The sequence below is a fragment of the Ruegeria sp. AD11(2025) genome (genome assembly GCF_056542405.1).
The window spans coordinates 1-13,948 of record NZ_JBQFZU010000051.1 but is presented as its reverse complement, the minus strand read 5'-3'; the positions used below and the strand labels follow the sequence as shown (position 1 = coordinate 13,948).

Sequence of the window (13,948 nt, the reverse complement as noted above, 5' to 3'; positions counted from 1 at the left end):
GCCACACAAACAGGCCGGACAGACGAAGGTACTGACGAAAAATGCCGCAAAATCACGAGTAAACGCTTGCAATGCAGGAGCCACCCACAGAAGTCATTCATCGTGCCCCTCACCGCTGCAGCGCAGCTTTCGTATTGCGCCATTCGTGCAGAGCGCAGCATTTCCACCTCAGCAATGACCGGGTCGCGGGACTGACCTGCCTTTTGCCGATGCAGCCAGTGCTTGCGCAGAAAGCCCTCGCCCTTGCGGCGCGGTAAGTTCGGCGGCGCAGCAGATTTCACCAATCCGGTCGTTCACTGATGTTAGTCCTGCCGCATTTCAAACTGCCCATTCGCTGCGGTCGGTTGTGACCACCTAGACGCAGGACAAAGCTGCCGTTTGGTTAAATATTATGTGCTTGGCATCCGACCCCATGTTTGAATCACGCTATTGAATGTCCATACAGTTTCTGGGTGAGATAAATGCTCTCTGACGTCAGCGATCAACTTTTCCAGATGAGCCCTTGGCACACCCAAATCATCAATAATCCTTTTTTTCATCGACTCGACGGTTGATGGCATGTAGTCCCGCCAAGCATCCTGCGCACGCGTACCAATGAGGACCGGATTGTAACAAACATCCTCCAGACCGGCGCGCATCAGAAGCCGATATAGCCGATGTGCGATGGGATCGCCGCCGCCATCAGGAAAGCACGCGACAAATATGTCTGCCAGTTCGCGCCAAGCCGGATGTTCTGGATAGCACATAAGCGTGTGAAAATCTGCTTCTTGTATGGCCACGACGCCTCCGGGTGCTACCAGTCGAACTGCCTCGCCAACAAGCTTCTCTGGACTCCCTGCAGTGCTTGCCAAAAATCGGATATGCACCAGATCGAATGTTTTGTCCGGAAGACCGGTTGCATACGCGTCGCCCAAAATGAACTCGCAATTATCGGGCGCGTCGGCGCGCGCTATCGCGAGAAATTCTTCGTCACCATCAAGTCCTGTGACGTGACCGCTGGAGCCAACGAGTTCAAGGAGATAATGTGTAATACCTTCGGGGCCGCAGGCTAGGTCTAGACATTTCCAACCCGAGGCCACACCAATGGATTTAAGCAGCCTTATTGTCGATTCCGACAAAGCAGTGTCTTGGGCTTTCAGGCGCTCTACCTCGCCTTTGCGATGCTGAATTGGATACTGACCTGACGAATACTCTACGTGTTCCATGCTAGCCTTCCCTGTTCCAACACATCTAAGAATATCACTTTGCGTTCAATGGAGCTATTGGTTCACGAAGTCTGCATTGCCCAAATACAATTAACCGGGCTCGAAGCAGTCGTTGCTTGAAGTCACCTCAATGTCTGCTCTGTCGTCTTGCCCCGTTTCGGTGGACGGTTTGAAAGGACCCGGCTGACCGGACTTTCGCTGCAGGTGCGTGATCCGCAGGTTCTTGAACAGACAGTCTGCGGACAAACCGGACTTGTGCGATTGCTGACGCAGCATTGATTTGCTGTCGCAGCACATTCATCGCTGCGATGCAGCTGTTGTCGCCAGACCGGTCATTCAAAGCTATGATGATGCGATACTATCAAACTGTAGTTTCGAGGCACATAGGATCAGCAACTTAGACGCCGAACAAAGCCAACGTTTGCGTTGTCGCAGGCAGTGCAGCAGGACAGGCCATGCGGGCCTTCAGCCAGTAAGCAAATTCTCGTTGTGGCTCATGCAGGTGGCGGGGAAGAGGGAGTAATTCGCGGTCGTGGAATTTTTCATTAAGTTGAGATATTGCAGAGATTGGATCTTTGGTTCTTGCTTCGTGTTTGAATTGATCGGGAACGAAGCACCAATAGTGCTTCTATTTGTTGTTATGCTTTTTTGACGAGCGTAATCTTGTTTTTCTGACAGGAAATTAACGTTACTGCCGAACGCGATAGCCGGAAGCAATGATCTTGTTTATCAGAACAGCGGCGGCCTGGTGCATGTCCTTTTCATCGTTATTGCCGACCGCTGTTTCGTGGACAGCAGCTGCGTCATGCAGAACTCCCACAATTTCATGTTCGGGCAGAAGCTCACGATCTTTAATTGCAAGCAAAAGCGCTTCACAAATTGAGAGTGCGGCCATTCCTGAATGGTCTTGCCGGTTAGCCATGGTAGACGTCCTTTTCTAACAGGCGTCCAAGCATGGAAGCGCCACGATGAATTGCACCATACTGGCATAGATTGCTGTATACTTAACTGATCGAAAGCAGTCTTGGCGTCGGATAGTTTCGCAGGCTGCTCATCGATGAAGGAAGAACACTTGCGCACTATCAAAAACAGTCCACTCACCCGAAAGCTTTCAAACTTCGTCGCTCTGACTGAGGTTGAACTTGCGGTATTGGCACGCCTGCACAAGCGTCGCAGAACCTTTGAAGCCGGACGTGACCTTGTGCATCAAGGGCAATCAGAGCAGGCTGCCTACATTCTGGCCTCGGGCTGGGTTTGTTCCTACAAAACCCAGACTGACGGGTCGCGTCAGATCGTCGATTTCCAAATACCGGGTGACTTTCTGGGCTTGCGAAGCGTTCTGCTGCACACCTCGGATCACAGCATAGAACCAATCATGGAAATCCAAGCCATTGAAGTAGTAGTGGATGATCTCCTGGAAGCATTTGCGCAGACGCCCCGGCTGGCGACAGCAATTCTTTGGGCGGTATCTCGAGATGAAGCGATGGTGGTTGAGCACCTGGTCAACATAGGACGGCGAGATGCGGGTGAGCGCATGGCGCATTTTCTTTTGGAACTTGGTGTGAGGCTGACTCAGGTCGGGATGGCAAACAAGACGGGATACACTTGCCCCCTGACACAATACCACCTTGCCGATGCGCTGGGACTGAGTGCCGTGCATGTTAATCGTGTCCTACGGCAACTGCGGGAGAAGGGGTTGGTTACTTTTCAATCCGGGCAAGTGGTATTTGATGATTATGACGGACTGGTGACGTTGGCCGGTTTTGACCCCACTTATCTGGATCAGGCCGGGCCACTGTTGAAGCAATAGGTTCACCCCTTCAGCGATGCCGGGATTTTGATGATAGTTGCCTGGTTAGAGACGCCATTCGCTTCGGCAGATTTTGGATTTCACCGAAAAAGAAGCGCAAGATAAATACAGTCCGATTGCGGTACTGGATTTCCTGCGCTTCTCAAATACTCGTTAAGAACACGCCAGCAAATATCCCGCCAACACACATCACGTTGCCGGAATCCAAACATCGTTGCACTGACGCAGGTTAGTCAATTTTTGGCAGTACCTGATCCTCGGGCACCAAATGCATTTGAGATTCCAATAAAATCTCAGGTCATTGGCCGCAGACTAACATCGATCAGCGCGCGTCTGCCATTTGCACATTATTCTAAATTACAACGCCAGTACTACCGCAGCGCTTACGAGCGTGTACCGCGGCAGACTGCGCGGGGAAGATCCAACAAACTATATGGAGGACCAAGGTGAGCACGAGATCGTCCAGTTCTTTGGTGACGTTTTCAAATCCGTTCTCTTTGTCCGGCTACCCGGATGAACTTCCTGCAGGCGAGTATGAAGTAGTTGTTGTTGAAGAACTACTACAGGGCCTGAGTTTCGAAGCATATCGCAGAACCGGAACCTACCTGACAGTTCAGGGCAAAGGCAGCAAGCCAGGCCGCACGGAAATGCGCCCAATTGACCCAGAAGATTTTGAACTGGCGCTCAAGCAAGACCAAACCTTGGCCACATCTAACAATGACAGCGATGCGGCGCTTTCCCCGCAGGAGGAATAGATTATGAACACGCCCGAATGGCTTAAACCCGGAATCTACGGCGCCCTGATCGGAGGGGTTTTCGTAGGCGTCGTTGGATTTTCTTGGGGTGGATGGATGACCGGCAGTAACGCGGACAAGATGGCCAACGCCATGTCCCGCGACAATGTAATCGCTGCGTTGGTTCCGATCTGCGTCGACATGGCGAGAACTGACACCCAACGCGCCGAAAAAATAACGACGATCAAAGAAGCTACTTCTTTCAAGCGAAAGGATGCCGTTATGGCAGCCGGCTGGGCAACGGTACCGGGATCCCAAACCCCCAACAAAGATCTAGCACAGGCCTGCATTGAGGGGCTGAACCTGGATGGATCGTAACTCAATCACTCAACATTCGGACAACGTCGTTTGCACCAGGACAAATCGAAAAAATCAGCACTGGTTTTACTCTCACTTCATGACGGCGCTGTTTGTTGGCGTTTTCAGCTGCTTGACGGGCTCCCTTATCTCATCAAGTCCCGCATCGGCAGAAACAAATTCGATCCCGGATAACGCGCATCCCAATAAGTATGGCGACGGTTGGGAATGCGATTTGTCCTATCGGTTGGAAGGCGAAGAATGCGTGGCCATTGTCGTGCCGGGAAATGCATACCCCACAAACAGAACCTACGGCTCAGGGTGGGCATGTATGCACGGCTTTGTTGAAGTTGGCGGCACCTCATGCACTGAAGTGATTGTGCCTGAAGGTGGATATCTCGATCCATCAGGTGAGAGGTGGCGGTGCCTGCGTGGATACACAAGAGTAGACGATAGCTGCCAGAAAATCGTGGTGCCGGATAATGCTTACCTGACGAATAGCACTTATGGATCTGCATGGCGTTGCAACCGTGGCTACGAAAAAAACGGAGAAGCATGCGTGGCAGTAGCGGTGCCGGAAAACGCTTTTCTGAACGCATCAACCAGCGGGCGTCCCTGGACGTGCGAGCGTGGGTATTTTGAGCGCGACGGACGATGCGATGCCGTCTTTGTGCCTGAAAATGCTTTCTACGATGACGCGATCCATGGAGTTGGATGGAAATGCGAACGTGGCTACGAGGCGTCCGGTGATCGCTGCAATGCAATCGAGCTACCGGCAAATGCCCATATCGACCGATCCGGCAATGGGTGGCAATGCCACAAAAACTATCATCGATCAGAAGGGCTGTGTGTTCTGAACCAGTGAGAATTCAGACAGAAAGCCCACTTTCCCAAACTTCACAATTTTTGCCCGTCCTTACCAAGGACGCGCGTTTCACAATCTAAAAAGGAACAAATATGAAACCCGTACCCATTGCGTCGGATGCCAAGCAGTTCATTGCCAGCGATGCGCAAAAGCTGGCGCCGGAACAAGCAGTTTTTCCAGAGCTTCACCGCAAGACACTCGTGACAGATACACCGACTGCAATTGTGTATTGCGAAGGAAACTTCGCAAAGATCGATGGCAAGACGGCTAATGGTCTCGTTCGACATTCACAGGCCTATCGCGTTCTTTCGGTGATCGACAGCACGTATGGCGGTTGTGACAGTGGCAAAGTGCTTGATAATATCGCAAATCAGGTTCCCATCTTCGATGATCTTGATGCCGCCGTCGCTAATGAAGCTACGATCCCCGACACTTTTATTTACGGAATGGCGCCGGCCAGCGGCAGAATGTCCCTTGAGGATCGCGAAGTTGTTGTGGATGCGATAACGCTCGGAATGAACATCGTCAGTGGGCTGCATGAATTTCTTAGCGATGACAAGGAGCTCGCTGGATTTGCCAAAATTCACGATGTCACGATACGCGACATTCGCAAGCCGCGGCCAAATCCCGACCTGCGCCTGTTAGATGGCAGTATTGGAGACGTCCAGGCGATCCGCATCGCGGTGTTCGGCACCGATTGTGCAATTGGAAAGCGTACGACCGCGACAATCCTGACAAACGCACTTAACACGCATGGGATCAAAACAGTTTTAGTTGGCACCGGCCAGACAGGTTTGATGCAGGGCGCCAAGTATGGCGTTGCGATGGATTCGGTGCCGCCGCAATTTTGTTGTGGCGAACTTGAGCGTGCTGTTGTTGCAGCATCTGAAGGTGAGCGCCCCGATGTCATAGTGATCGAGGGCCAGGGCGCGCTAAGCCATCCGGCCTTTTGCACATCAGCCTTCATTCTGCGAGGCAGTCAACCACATGCAGTTATTCTTCAACACGCGCCTAAACGAAAACGTCGATGTGATTTCCCCAACATGACTATGCCCGACCCTTGCAATGAAATCACACTGATCGAGGCTTTTGCGAACACAGAGGTAATTGGCATGACGATCAACCATGAAGGAATGAATGATATTGAGATTTCAAAGGCCATCACAGACTATAACCGCAAATTGTATCTCCCGGTCACTGACGCATTGAACCGTCCTCCAAAAAACTTGGTGAATATGGTTCTATCTGCCTTTCCGCGCTTGCAACCCGTACGTGCTACGACGATTGAATGAGCAAGCTGCGTATTGACGTTGATCTGGACAAAATTCGGTACAACACACGGTTCCTGGTCGACCACCTTAGACCCCGCGGAATTACGGTGACAGGTGTGACAAAAGCCGTTTGCGGTCATCCTGAGATTGCGAATGCTATGCTTGAAGGTGGCGCGACAGGGCTGGCGGACGCGCGGATCAGCAATATCATACGTATGCGCGATGCTGGGATCTCGTGCTCCATATCCTTGATCCGAACGCCCATGCTGAGCCAGGTCGCGCAAGTTGTTGATAACTGCAATGTCAGCTTCAACACAGAGATGGACATTATCGCAAGCCTGGCCGTGAGTGCGCTGGGAAAGAACATTACTCACAATATTATCCTGATGGTGGAAATGGGGGATATGCGGGAAGGCATCTTGCCTGAACACATTGAAAGCACTGTGTCTCAAATTCTTAGAATGGAAGGGATTTCTCTGAAGGGGATTGGTGCAAATTTTGCCTGTCTGGGTCATGTGGCACCCTCTGCAGGAGCAATGGAATTGCTTTCGTCGCTTGCCGTCGGCACCGAACTTGCAAATGGACCCGCTCTGGAAACAGTGTCAGGCGGCGGCTCAGCCAGTTTGCCATGGGCGCTTGGCAAGGGGGCGACCGGAAAGATCAACAACCTGCGTCTGGGTGAGGCCATCCTGCTGGGTACTGACCCCATTTCGGGGTACACGATCGACGGGCTATACACAGATGTTTTCACGCTTTGGGCGGAAGTGATCGAAACGAAGACCAAAGCAAATTCAAATCCCGTGCAAATGACTTATCCTATGCCTTCAATGCGGTGTGTGACTTTAGACAGTCCTTCGAACACTCGGTCGATCCTTGCCATTGGACTCCAGGACACCGATGCGGCGGGTCTAATTTTCCCTACTGGCGTCACGTTCGTCGGCGCCACCAGTGATCATATCGTTGTTGAAACCACCAATTGCCTGCTTCGCGCTGGTGGCGAGATGAAACTGAAATTGAACTATAGTGCGCTCTCGCGCGGCATGGCTGCACCCGATGTAGCAAAAGTCTTCCATGGTGATGGCGCATTGGTTGACTGCACCGCAGCGAACACTGATCGCCCATATTCGAAGCGAAAGTAGCGCGCCAGGGTTGCCGCCGCCTCGGCTCTGCTTCAGCCACCCGTCTTATTCTACGGCTTTACGTAGTAAATGAGGCACCCAATCCCTATATTGGATGTAGCCGCATTCACTTTTTACACCCCATCTGGGCTTGTGGGTGGTGCGGACAATCAAAGGATCAAAATGATGTCTTTCAAAGACCTGACGACCAGAGCGGCTGCCGCACTGAAGGAAAACGATGCGGACGCGTCAAAAAAAGAAGTGACGTCGAAAGGGCAGGACACCGTCCCCGAAAAACCAAAGCCTAAACCCCAAAACTGATAATACCCTGCCGGGAGTGGGTGGCTTGTTCTTGTCTGCATCTCCGAGCGAGCGGTATCAGCAAAGGAGAATTAACCAAATGAACCAGATAATCAGCAAGACAATCGCAGTCTTTTCCAGGCCGTTTACTTTCCCTGGCTTTGACGAATTACTCCCGGCGGGCGAATACGACATAGAAACTGAGCTTTCCGCACCACCAGATTATTCGGATCCAGAAGCCTGGAAAGCATCAGTGCTAATCTGTCTGCATCCGCGGAAATCTCACCCCGGTCTGGCGCGTACCTTGACCGTTTCTCTTACTGATTTGGAGAGAGCCCGCGCAAAGGATAAATTGTCTTCAAAGCAGTTGTCGCAGTTCTTGCTCGACCAGCTTTTGGCCGATCCCATGGTGCAATTGATAATGGAAGCGGATGGCGTTTCAGAGACTCAACTTCGGCACCTCTACTCCGAGTCGCTCATCTCTGAGGCAGACGACAGATCATCAGATCAACGAGCCCTACCGCAAGGATGCGGAAACGGTTCTCGGTATACTTTCGCTGTCCAAGCTGCTGAGAACGAAGGAATGCCGGTTCATCCTAATAAAACCCCTCGGATTACAGGCCGTCCCATCGGACAGTCTGAACCAGGCAGCTCCTTCAATCTCAAGGCTTAGGGCTCGGAACTTTCTTTTCCAGTCGCTGTATAAACCAAAACAGAAATCGAGGCTAAGAACTGATGGAAGACCCCGACAACGAAGCAGATACGATCATGTCTCGCGCCCACAATGACGTGCCGCAAGAACGCCCATGTCTTCGTTGCAGAACTCCATTCTGGAGCGAAGGGTTTGGAGAGCGGATTTGTCGACGCTGCAAGGGGTTGAACGCGTGGCGAAATGGCGTATCGGTAAGCCCCGGGCTAGCTCGGCGTCGCTGATAACCTGACGACGGTCTTACCAGCTTTTCTGATCAAATCTCATTTTATCTTATTGGTGCTGACCCAGCCCGCTGACCCGGGCCTTTTAACGTGGAACCCGATCGGTAATCGGTGCTGAAGACGAAGCGCATGCGCGGTTTGGATTCGAACCGTTTTTCTGTGTAGCGATACGGGCTCAAGCCGCCGAATGCACACGCTGAGACCATGCCAGTATTCAAAATCGGCCAGCAGGCATTCACGCCGCTTGTACTATACGGTGGTCAGCGCGGTGCTGTTGCTTGGGTGCGGAGGCTGGATCGGAGTGCAAAATATGCAAAGAGTCCAGCTACCTGCAGTCACCCCAAAACCCAGAGCTTGGAACACGGGGCGGATCATCGGTCAGAAACGACCGCTACTCCCAAAACAGGTCTGGGCGATCCGTGCACGGCTCGAACTTGATGGAAATCTGCGTGTCCTCTCAATGTTCAACGTCGCGATCGATAGCAAGCTGCGCGGTTGCGATCTGGTCAAACTCGCTGTGACCGATCTTGTCAAAGACGATCGCGTCCGTGAACGTGTTTCGGTGATCCAGAGCAAAACCAAGCGATCTGTTCAATTCGAACTGACGGAAAACACGCGAGAAACTGTATTGGTATGGGTAAAATCGCTGGAAATGTTTGCTAGCCGGTTCATGTTTCCAAGCCGATTCCATGATCGACCACACATCTCGACGGGCCAGTTTGGCAGGCTGGTTCGAGACTGGGTGACCGCAATCGGATTGGAACCGAGCGGATATGGCACGCATTCGCTTCGCCGAACCAAAGTAGCTGAGATCTACCACAAGACAGGAAATCTCCGCGCGGTCCAACTTCTGCTTGGGCACACAAAAGTCGATAGCACCGTGCGATACTTGGGCGTTGAATTGGAAGACGCGCTAAGAATTGCAGAGCGTATAGATATCTGAAACAGTTTGGCGAGCGGCGCTGTCGGTCGCCAATCCATAGCAGTTCTAGTTCTTTTACGCAGGGGTGGGACGCAGCGAACCCTGAGCGGAAGTGTCAAAATCTTGTTGCGTGCGCTCGCAGCACAGATTTCTCGGCACAGGCGCAATTTACAGAGTGCGGGACCGAGCGGTCATTTGATCGCGCCGCGAGTACTTGTGCAGAAGCGGCGCGAACATCCCCGCGTTGCAGCCAATGTCCTCCGGCCAGTCATTCCTAGTTACGAGGAAGCCTTGATCACATACTCCTCTTTCGCCGCACTCAGGCCCGACAATTGAAACGCGGACTTAAACTGCCACCCGCTGCTAGTCTGGCCCCAAATCGATACAACGAAAAACTAATACCAGACAATTTCTTTCGGTAGTTCACCAGGAATCTTGGTCACCAGCAGTTCCAAAAACTATCTGCCCTAGTGGTGCTAGCGTTGCGACGAGGGAAACTTCCTTGACTCTATGCTGGCTAAGGACCACAAAAAGTGCATTGGTGAAAATTACTCGTCGCCGCGATGCTGCCGGTTTCGATAATCCAATGGCCTTCAGACTAACTGTAGCATGTACCCCAGCAAAGGAACGGGTTTCGCTGGGGTCTTCGTGATGAGCTAGTTCTTCGCAAGCATACACAACTGTCACCTGACAAATCCCAGTCGTCGAGTGACTCATGAAAGAAGGCGCCGTATGAACAACACATGGCTAATAATTAGCGTGCTTGATGCCCGATAGATCAGGCCCCAGGCTTCGCTTCAATCTGTCATTCATCGTGTTTTCGAACCGCGTTTTTTGTTTGATCCCGACACTCTTGTTGTTGCTCACAGGGACGCAGCTTCCTGCCCAAGTCACAGGCAATGCCGACAGAATGGTTTGTGAGGAAGGTTTCGAAAACAAAAACGGATCGTGTCAAAGAGCAAACGCACCTGAAAATGCGCATCTGACCGGCAGTTCCTATGGTCCAGTTTGGGAATGCAACCATGGATTCCAGCGTGTTGGAGATCTTTGTGAGGAAATAGCAGTTCCTAAAAACGCATATCTTGCATCGACCGGAGATCGATGGGAGTGCAATCGGCTCTTCCGACAAGTCGGAGAAAAATGCGAAGAATTGATTGCGCCTCAAAATGGGTACGCCGAAACCCGGTTTGGCGCACAGGAAGTACACTGTGACTGGGGATTTCGTAGGGAAGACCAGGATTGTGTTGCGATTAGTGTCCCCAGCAACGGCCGCCTGACTGACAAAAACAGCGCGGATGGTTGGGTGTGCCTCAGAGGTTTCAGAGAAACGGAGAGCGGTTGCGAACCGGTGGCAATTCCACAGCATGCATACCTTGCACCTGAAACCTACTCTGGATGGAAATGTGAACGTGGCTTTCGCTCAAACCAGGACAGGTGCGTTGCGATCCTTGTCCCTTCAAATGCTCACTTGAATCGGAGAGGTGACGGTTGGGAATGCAATCGGCCGTACACACGACAGAATGACAAGTGCACCGAAACTGTGCCGCGACAATAGGTTAATGGAAACCAATACCGCCTGAAATATCCGGAAGGACCAAGCCGTGAACCATAACTCGATTGACGAAAACCTGGGTAAAAGTCTCAAAGCCGAAAAGGCGCGTCGCCGGTCCTATGGGATTAAGATATCTATTGCGTCAGCAGTGTGCGTTGCGGCGATAATTGTAGTGGTGTTTCTCTGATGCGTAAAAATGCCCCTCAAGTAACCCTTCCCGGTTCAAAGATGTCAGCTCATGGTTTGGAACAAAGAGCGTTTCAGGACCGCAGTGTTCGTAAGTCGCGGAACGCTGACGTATCAGGAGTGATTGAGGAAGAATTTGGAAAGTACTTGATTAAGGCTGGCGTTCTGAGCGGCAATAGTGTTGCACGGGCATTTCCCAAGCCGCCGGCTAAAACGCAGGCAATGATTGCCGATGCAGTTGGAGAAACACCAGTATTGGCCATTGAAGCCTTAAAAGAAATTCTCGAAGAACGAGACAGGAAGCGTAGCGGTCAACGCCGTTTGGAAGGAAACTCCGGCACCCTCGTTCCCAGTGAAAGAGAATATGCCGAGGCATTGCGCCAGATCAGGCTCACCCCCGCGCAGGTCACATTGCTCAAAGCACTTACAATCGCAGGCAAGGACGGTCTGACCATTGGTCACTTGTCTCAGGCGGCCGGTTACAAATCGCGCGAGGCGTCCATCAAGGTTTTCACGAAAATCGGACTGTTGATCGCAGAATACCTGGAACTAGATCTACCCGACGCCGGATCGGTACAGAATGATGGCGCCGCTCAGGTCCTGGCATTTTCTCACATCGAAAGTGAAGATGAGCCAGCAACCTGGATCATGCATCAGGAACTGCGCGACGCTGTTCGTTCGGTTCTACGACATACGTTCCAGCCCCAGCTTTTGTAGCGAACTTCGAACCGGAACAAATGCACGAGAGGTTGCTCACTTAGATTATGTTGGAGAAAAGACCATATCCGCTCGACCTGATCTATGTGCCTGTGAAACGGGCGAAAACGCTTGATCAACAAAAAGTTCTGACGCTGGCCGAAGATATCCTGAAAAACGGCCAGAAGACCCCGATCCAGATACGCTCGGACAACAAGAGGTTCGTGCTGATAGAAGGCCTTCACCGATTAGAGGCCATTCGCGCCCTGGGCGGTGATACGGTCGAAGCCTATCTGGTACACGCCAGGCTACACTAAATGCCTATTGGGATTGGTGTTCGACAAAGCCTCGGAAAATGTCAGCAGACGTTGACTTTTTTCATCCCAAAGATGCAATCGTGCACAATGAAAGCTCTCATATAGAGTAATACGCTGGCAATTTTCTAACTCGGAATGGTCACGCAAAACTTCGTTTAGCCGGTAAAACGGTATGCGGCTGGCAAGGTGGTGAACATGGTGCACACCGATATTGGCAGAGAACCACCGCAGGATGCCTGGCAGGGCGTAGTGAGAACTTCCATAGAATGCGGCGTTCTGAAGATTCCACACTTCTTCCCGCTCCCAAGTCGTGTGTTCAAACTGGTGTTGAATATAAAATAGCCAAATACCAATCGATGCGGCGACGATCATGGTTGGAAGGAATACAAAAACCAGTACATCCAGGCCTCCGGTCCAAAAAATCAGAGCCAGGACCACCGCAATCGCGGCGTTTGTTCCCATTGCACTTGCCCAATACAGCCAGCCTGACCGCATGAAACCAAAGGGCAAGCGATTTTGAAAAAAGAACGTGTAGACCGGTATGATACAGAACAGGAAGAAGGGGTTCCGGATTAACCTGTAAGCGGCACGCCCGAACCAATTCCGTTTCAGGTATTCCTCAATGGTCAATGTAGGAATGTCACCCATACCACGCCGATCAAGGTTACCGGTTGAGGCATGGTGAATCGCATGGCTTTGCCGCCAGACGTCATAGGGTGTCAGGGCGAGAACACCCAGAACCCGGCCGGTCCAATTGCAAACGGTGCGGCTTCTAAAGAAAGATCCGTGACCACAATCATGCATGATGATGAAGATACGCACCAGAAATGCGGCGTCCAGGATGGCCAATAGAACAGTGACCCAGATACTAAGGGATAGCGCAAACCACGCTGCGCCCCATAGCGCGAAAAAGGGGATGACAGTGATTGTCAGTTCAAAAACGCTACGCTTCGTATTGGGCACACGGTATTGCGCGAGCGCCCGGGTCAATTCCTGCTGTTTCAACTGACTTTTTCTCCAAGGGCTTTTAGCAGCCCATTGTGCAAACGGGCACCCCATAAGGGTGCCCGTAAAAGGTCAGGCCAGTGCCAGATTGGCGGCGCTGTCGCGTCCGTCACGGCCAGCTTCGACGTCAAAAGTGACCTTCTGGCCGTCTTTCAATTCGCTGATGCCGGAACGTTCAAGTGCTGAGATATGCACGAACACATCGCGCTTACCATCTTCAGGTTCGATAAAGCCAAAACCTTTAGTCGAGTTGAACCATTTTACTGTGCCATTTGCCATGGTAGAAGTCTCCAAATACTTGCCGCCCGCATCATTGCGGCGACTCGGCGTGGTCGGTCTGAATCGAAAGACTGAACGCCGAATTGAGGAGACAGCAGGTCGAAAAAGAAAAACGTAAGCCTTGTACATATGGACTTCGGGTACGCACGATACAAGCCTTGACACAATGGAGGACCACAGAATATCTGAGTCCGCCTAGCCCAAGTTAGGACAAGGATAAGCAGAACCATTGCTCTGTGGTTCGGAATTTAGAGGTCGGCTTCTGATAAAGCCTGCCGAGTGCGTATGCAGCAAATTGATTGCTCAGGAACGGCATCTGTGGGTGGCTCCTGCATTGCAAGCGTTTACTCGTGATTTTGCGGCATTTTTCGTCAGTACCTTCGTCTGTCCGGCCTGTT

Annotated in this window: 16 protein-coding genes; 10 read left to right on the top strand and 6 right to left on the bottom strand. The window is 51.8% G+C overall.

The genetic code is table 11. From position 1 onward, the window contains the following. The 3 genes from ACR1XY_RS23350 to ACR1XY_RS23340 form a co-directional block, all read right to left on the bottom strand. The coding region (locus ACR1XY_RS23350; RefSeq protein WP_480597021.1) for a hypothetical protein at positions 1–281 on the bottom strand (281 nt) is incomplete at its 3' end. 108 nt (positions 282–389) lie between these two features. Next, positions 390–1,205, bottom strand: coding sequence for a class I SAM-dependent methyltransferase (locus ACR1XY_RS23345; protein WP_480597019.1), 816 nt, complete (start codon positions 1,203–1,205; stop codon positions 390–392). 688 nt (positions 1,206–1,893) lie between these two features. Then, positions 1,894–2,127 (bottom strand): hypothetical protein, encoded by a 234-nt coding sequence (locus tag ACR1XY_RS23340; RefSeq protein WP_480597017.1) that lies wholly within the window; start codon positions 2,125–2,127, stop codon positions 1,894–1,896. 135 nt (positions 2,128–2,262) lie between these two features. Between ACR1XY_RS23340 and ACR1XY_RS23335 the strand changes: the two genes are divergently transcribed. The 10 genes from ACR1XY_RS23335 (at position 2,263) to ACR1XY_RS23290 (ending at position 12,266) form a co-directional block, all read left to right on the top strand. Further along, complete coding sequence (locus ACR1XY_RS23335; protein ID WP_480597014.1) at positions 2,263–3,015, top strand: Crp/Fnr family transcriptional regulator; 753 nt, start codon at positions 2,263–2,265, stop codon at positions 3,013–3,015. A gap of 473 nt (positions 3,016–3,488) precedes the next feature. After that, positions 3,489–3,770, top strand: a complete 282-nt coding sequence (locus ACR1XY_RS23330; protein WP_480547650.1) for a hypothetical protein — start codon at positions 3,489–3,491, stop codon at positions 3,768–3,770. Between the two features lie 3 nt (positions 3,771–3,773). Then, positions 3,774–4,127: a hypothetical protein gene (locus ACR1XY_RS23325; protein ID WP_010442293.1), complete on the top strand. Its 354-nt coding sequence runs from the start codon at positions 3,774–3,776 to the stop codon at positions 4,125–4,127. Further along, entirely contained in the window at positions 4,117–4,971 is an 855-nt protein-coding gene (locus tag ACR1XY_RS23320) for a hypothetical protein (protein WP_170499206.1), read from the top strand. The genes ACR1XY_RS23325 and ACR1XY_RS23320 overlap by 11 nt, the downstream gene beginning before the upstream one ends. Before the next feature lie 92 nt (positions 4,972–5,063). Then, positions 5,064–6,263 carry an N-acetyltransferase DgcN family protein gene (locus ACR1XY_RS23315; RefSeq protein WP_480597012.1) on the top strand — a complete coding sequence of 400 codons (1,200 nt, stop codon included), beginning with the start codon at positions 5,064–5,066 and terminating at the stop codon, positions 6,261–6,263. Continuing rightward, positions 6,260–7,381, top strand: a complete 1,122-nt coding sequence (locus tag ACR1XY_RS23310; protein ID WP_170499202.1) for an alanine/ornithine racemase family PLP-dependent enzyme — start codon at positions 6,260–6,262, stop codon at positions 7,379–7,381. The genes ACR1XY_RS23315 and ACR1XY_RS23310 overlap by 4 nt, the downstream gene beginning before the upstream one ends. 379 nt (positions 7,382–7,760) lie before the next feature. Next, positions 7,761–8,333: a hypothetical protein gene (locus ACR1XY_RS23305; RefSeq protein WP_170499200.1), complete on the top strand. Its 573-nt coding sequence runs from the start codon at positions 7,761–7,763 to the stop codon at positions 8,331–8,333. Positions 8,334–8,903: 570 nt separating this feature from the next. Next, a complete protein-coding gene (locus tag ACR1XY_RS23300; protein WP_170499198.1) occupies positions 8,904–9,536 on the top strand; it encodes a tyrosine-type recombinase/integrase in 633 nt (210 codons plus the stop codon). Between the two features lie 1,717 nt (positions 9,537–11,253). Then, positions 11,254–11,970 (top strand): hypothetical protein, encoded by a 717-nt coding sequence (locus tag ACR1XY_RS23295; RefSeq protein WP_480597010.1) that lies wholly within the window; start codon positions 11,254–11,256, stop codon positions 11,968–11,970. 47 nt (positions 11,971–12,017) lie between these two features. Then, a complete protein-coding gene (locus ACR1XY_RS23290) occupies positions 12,018–12,266 on the top strand; it encodes a ParB N-terminal domain-containing protein (RefSeq protein ID WP_480597008.1) in 249 nt (82 codons plus the stop codon). On the opposite strand, the gene ACR1XY_RS23285 is transcribed toward ACR1XY_RS23290, so the two are convergent. From ACR1XY_RS23285 to ACR1XY_RS23275, 3 genes are all read right to left on the bottom strand, one after another. After that, positions 12,258–13,271, bottom strand: coding sequence for a fatty acid desaturase (locus tag ACR1XY_RS23285; RefSeq protein WP_480597006.1), 1,014 nt, complete (start codon positions 13,269–13,271; stop codon positions 12,258–12,260). The genes ACR1XY_RS23290 and ACR1XY_RS23285 overlap by 9 nt on opposite strands. 72 nt (positions 13,272–13,343) lie before the next feature. Beyond that, positions 13,344–13,550: a cold-shock protein gene (locus ACR1XY_RS23280; protein WP_170430361.1), complete on the bottom strand. Its 207-nt coding sequence runs from the start codon at positions 13,548–13,550 to the stop codon at positions 13,344–13,346. 205 nt (positions 13,551–13,755) lie between these two features. Beyond that, positions 13,756–13,948 (bottom strand): hypothetical protein (locus ACR1XY_RS23275; protein ID WP_480597004.1); only part of this gene is annotated, 193 nt, incomplete at its 5' end.